We start from the raw sequence: 3,767 nt of genomic DNA on the forward strand, positions 1-3,767 counted from the left end.
GGCAGCGCGACGACGCCGGGCGGCAGCGCACGCGCCGCCGGATCGATCACCGTCACCGGCCCCAGCCCTTCGGCCTGCCAGCGCCGCAGCAGCGCGCCGCCCATGTTGCCGCAGCCGATCAGCCAGATCGGCGCATCGCCTGCCATCACAGCCCCCAGATACCGGTGTTATGCTTCGCCGGCGGTTTCGATCAGCGCCGCGGCCAGCGCCTCGGCCGGCGACTGACCTGCGAGCAGCACCAGCTGGAACACCGGATAGTAACGCTCATATTCCTCGACCGCCGCTTCGGTGAGGATCTCGGCCTGCGCGGCCGACAGGTCGCCGCCATCATCGGCATCATCGTCGGCCAGCAGGCTGGCGTGGCGGAACAGCACCGCGCCATCGGCCGACCACAGCTCGAAATGGCCCATCCACAATTGCTCGTTGATCAGGCCGATGGTTTCATAGGCCGCGGCGCGCAAGGCTTCCGGCACCACCAGATCGGCCTGGGCAATGATCTGCAGCACCCGGTCGTCGCCGCGCCACAGTGCCCGCAGCTGATAGGTGGCCCAGCCGCCCTTGACGGTGGTGATGATCTCTTCATCGCCCAGACGTTCCGACGCCCAGCCATTGGCATCGAAATATTGCTCGAGCGTGTCGATGGGCGCCGGATCGGCCGCCGGATAATCCATTTCGGGAAAGCTCATGATCGCCCCTCCCATACATGCCCCGCTACAGGCTGGGCAAGCGGCATCGATTCGGCAAGATCAATATGAGGCCAGGATACGCCCCGGATGGGCCGATGATGCAGGATGTTGTGGATATCAGGCCGACTTGCCACCAGATTTGCGCGTCCGTGCCGGCTCGGCAGCGGGCGCGGCAGCGGCCAGCTCAGCCTTCAGCGCGGCGACTTCGGCCCTCAACTGCTCCACCGCCTCGCGGGCGGCGGCGGCGCTGGCCTTCACCGCCTCGAACTCGTCACGGCTGATCTCGGCGGCGCCCACGAACTCCTTCATCCGCTCCCGCGCCACGTCGGAAAACTCGCGGGTGGCGCCGGCGAGCGTGCCCATGGCAGCGGTGGCGACCTTGGAGAAATCCTCGAACAGCTTGTTGTCGGTCTGCATCGTTCACACTCCCATCTGCATGGCGTCGGCGGTGGGGTTCAGCACCAGCACGCTGGTGTTGATGGCCATGGCAAAGCACAGCCACAGCACATAGGGGATCATCAGCCAGCCGGCCAGCCGGTTGATCCGCCAGGAGGCCCAGGCGGTGGCCAGCGCCACCAGCAGCATGGCGACCAGCACGCCCAGCGCCGCGCTGATCATGTGGGCGCGGAAGAACAGCGGCGACCAGGTGAGGTTGAGCGCAAAGCCGGCCGCAAACAGGCCAATCGCAAGGCCCTTGCCAGGCACGTCGCGGCTGCCCCACACGAAGGCCAGCGCCAGCGCGATCAGCGTGTAGAGAATGGCCCAGGCAATGCCGAACAGCGCCGGCGGCGGCTGGAACACCGGCAGGGTGAGCGACTGGTACCAGGGGTTGGTATCGGTGGACCCGGCAACGCGCGCCATAAGCCCGCCGACAAACAGAATCGCCGGCACGAACACGATCGCGGCGCGCACGAAGCTGCCGGTGCTGAACCAGGGTGCAGGCAATTCGGTGGCGGCAGAATCGAGGGCGGTCATCGGGCGCGTTCTACCTTGCCGACGGCGCCCGCGCCATCCTGCCGTGCCGGCCTGCATTGCCGCACGGCCTCAAGCCCCACGCGTCGCGGCGATCAGGAATTCCACATTGCCTTCCGGGCCGGTGATCGGGCTGGGCGTGATGCCGGCGACCGCCCAGCCCTCGCCCGCCATCCAGTCCGCCACTTCGCGGCACACGCGTTCATGCACCGCCGCATCGCGCACAACGCCGCCCTTGCCCACCTCACCCCGCCCGGCCTCGAACTGCGGCTTGATCAGTGCCAGCAGGCGTGCCGTGGGCCTGGCCAGTCCCATCGGCACCGGCAACACCTTCATAAGGCTGATGAAGCTGGCATCGCAGACGATCAGGTCCACCGGTTCGGGAACATGCTCGCGGGTCAAGAGGCGCGCCGACAATTGTTCCAGCACCACCACCCGCGGATCCTGCCGCAGTTTCCAGGCCAGCTGGTTGGTCCCCGAATCGACCGCATAGACACGGCTCACGCCTCGGCTCAGGAGCACATCGGTGAAGCCGCCGGTGGAGCTGCCGACATCGATGGCGATGGCGCCTGCCACGTCCCAGCCGAAGTGCGTCAGGCCATGATCGAGCTTGATGCCGCCGCGCGACACCCATGGATGATCGCGGCCCTTGACCTCGATCGGGGCATCGGCGGGCAGCGTGTCGCCGGACTTGGCGATCTTGCGGTCGCCGGAAAAGACCAGCCCGGCCATCACCAGCGCCTGCGCCCGGGTTCGGCTTTCGGCCAGACCGCGCTCCACCAGAAGTTGGTCGACTCTCTGCTTCACCACGCCTTTTGCAGTTCCACCACCATCACCTCGATCGGTTCCTTCCCGACATTCACATCCTGGTGCAAGGTCTTGGGATTGGCCGGCAACCAATAGGCCTTGCCGGTTTCCCACTGCTGGATGTCGGACTGGCCGGTTTCCTCGCGGATATCCATTGTGCCACCCTTCAGGGCGACCAGCACGCGCGGATGATCATGGCGGTGCAGCGGCAGCGGATTGCCCACCGCGATCACCGAGCGCCACACCTTCACCTCGTCGTTGGCGAACTGCGGGGTGCGGCCGGTCTGCGTGCCGGCCTGGGCAAAGGCGAGGCCGGCGCCAAAGCCGGCCAGCACCAGGCCGGCCCCGATGCCCCAGGTCTTCAGCATCATCATGTCTCCCCTTCTAGAATCGCGTACCCTTGGCCAGCGGCTCGAATGGACCAAAGCGGCACAGGCTGAACACCTCGGGGGTGAAATTGTCCTTCACCTCGAACAGGTCGTTGGCGCACAGGCGGGGGGAGGCCTCGCGCCGCACGACGATGCGATTGGGCACCAGCCCGGGGCAGCCATCAGGCAGGCGCGAGCGGTGCCAGCGCCCGCCGGCGCGGATCGCCAGCGCGCCCTCGTCCACCACCTTGTATTCCAGCTGGCGGCCAACGATCAGGCAGGTCGCCGCCGGGCCGGCCGCCGGGGCAGCAGGAGGATCGGTAAGCGCCAGCACGAGCCCGATGAGATGCAGCATGGCGGCAAGCTTACGCCAGCCACCGCTGCTTGCAACTGCGGCTCAGGCGACGAACATCAGTTTTGGCCCCGGATCGCTCATCGCGTCGGCCGCCTCGGCAAAGCGGGCAACCCGGTGGGTGACCGGCGCCGGGTCGAGCCGGCCGCAAGCCAGGCAATCGACCACCGCCGGCAGATGGGCGCGCGAATCGGCGCGCGCCGTCACCAGCGTCAGCCCGCGATAATAGGCCTCGGTCAGCGGCACCGGCGTGAGCGGGGCGAGATGGATGGAGACGCTGGTGAGCACCGCGTTGCGCCCGGCAGACCGGATCGCAAAGGCCAGCGCCTCGGCCTGGCCCGCCGCCTCGACCACGATATCGAACAGCTCGCCAGGCGCCCGCCCCTCGCCCAGTGCCAGGGGCGCCACCTCGGCTCCAAGCTGGGCGGCGCGGGCGCGGCGCCCAGCATCATCATCAAGGTAGAGCACGCGCCCCGCCCCGGCCGCAACGGCACAGGCCGCGGCATAGAGGCCGACACTCTGGGCAAGCCCGCCGACCACCAGGACGCTGGCGCCCGGCCGCGCCGCCAGTTGCGGGCCGAC

Annotated in this window: 7 protein-coding genes; all 7 read right to left on the reverse strand. The window is 68.2% G+C overall.

Annotated features, from left to right (window positions below):
* Positions 1–167 precede the first annotated feature (167 nt).
* Entirely contained in the window at positions 168–686 is a 519-nt protein-coding gene (locus tag GJV64_RS12465) for a type III secretion system chaperone family protein (RefSeq protein ID WP_205599625.1), read from the reverse strand.
* Between the two features lie 117 nt (positions 687–803).
* Positions 804–1,103: an accessory factor UbiK family protein gene (locus tag GJV64_RS12470; protein WP_164157581.1), complete on the reverse strand. Its 300-nt coding sequence runs from the start codon at positions 1,101–1,103 to the stop codon at positions 804–806.
* Between the two features lie 3 nt (positions 1,104–1,106).
* Positions 1,107–1,661: a TspO/MBR family protein gene (locus GJV64_RS12475; protein WP_164157583.1), complete on the reverse strand. Its 555-nt coding sequence runs from the start codon at positions 1,659–1,661 to the stop codon at positions 1,107–1,109.
* A gap of 69 nt (positions 1,662–1,730) precedes the next feature.
* Positions 1,731–2,468: a TlyA family RNA methyltransferase gene (locus GJV64_RS12480; RefSeq protein ID WP_164157585.1), complete on the reverse strand. Its 738-nt coding sequence runs from the start codon at positions 2,466–2,468 to the stop codon at positions 1,731–1,733.
* The gene (locus GJV64_RS12485) at positions 2,462–2,839 is read right to left on the reverse strand and encodes a cupin domain-containing protein (protein WP_164157587.1); all 378 of its coding nucleotides are present in this window, start codon (positions 2,837–2,839) and stop codon (positions 2,462–2,464) included. The genes GJV64_RS12480 and GJV64_RS12485 overlap by 7 nt, the downstream gene beginning before the upstream one ends.
* A gap of 10 nt (positions 2,840–2,849) precedes the next feature.
* Positions 2,850–3,188 (reverse strand): hypothetical protein, encoded by a 339-nt coding sequence (locus GJV64_RS12490; RefSeq protein ID WP_164157589.1) that lies wholly within the window; start codon positions 3,186–3,188, stop codon positions 2,850–2,852.
* Between the two features lie 42 nt (positions 3,189–3,230).
* Positions 3,231–3,767 (reverse strand): zinc-binding dehydrogenase (locus tag GJV64_RS12495; protein ID WP_328799186.1); only part of this gene is annotated, 537 nt, incomplete at its 5' end.

This window comes from Sandarakinorhabdus rubra (assembly GCF_010994245.1).
Classification (GTDB): Bacteria; Pseudomonadota; Alphaproteobacteria; order Sphingomonadales; family Sphingomonadaceae; genus Sandarakinorhabdus; species Sandarakinorhabdus rubra.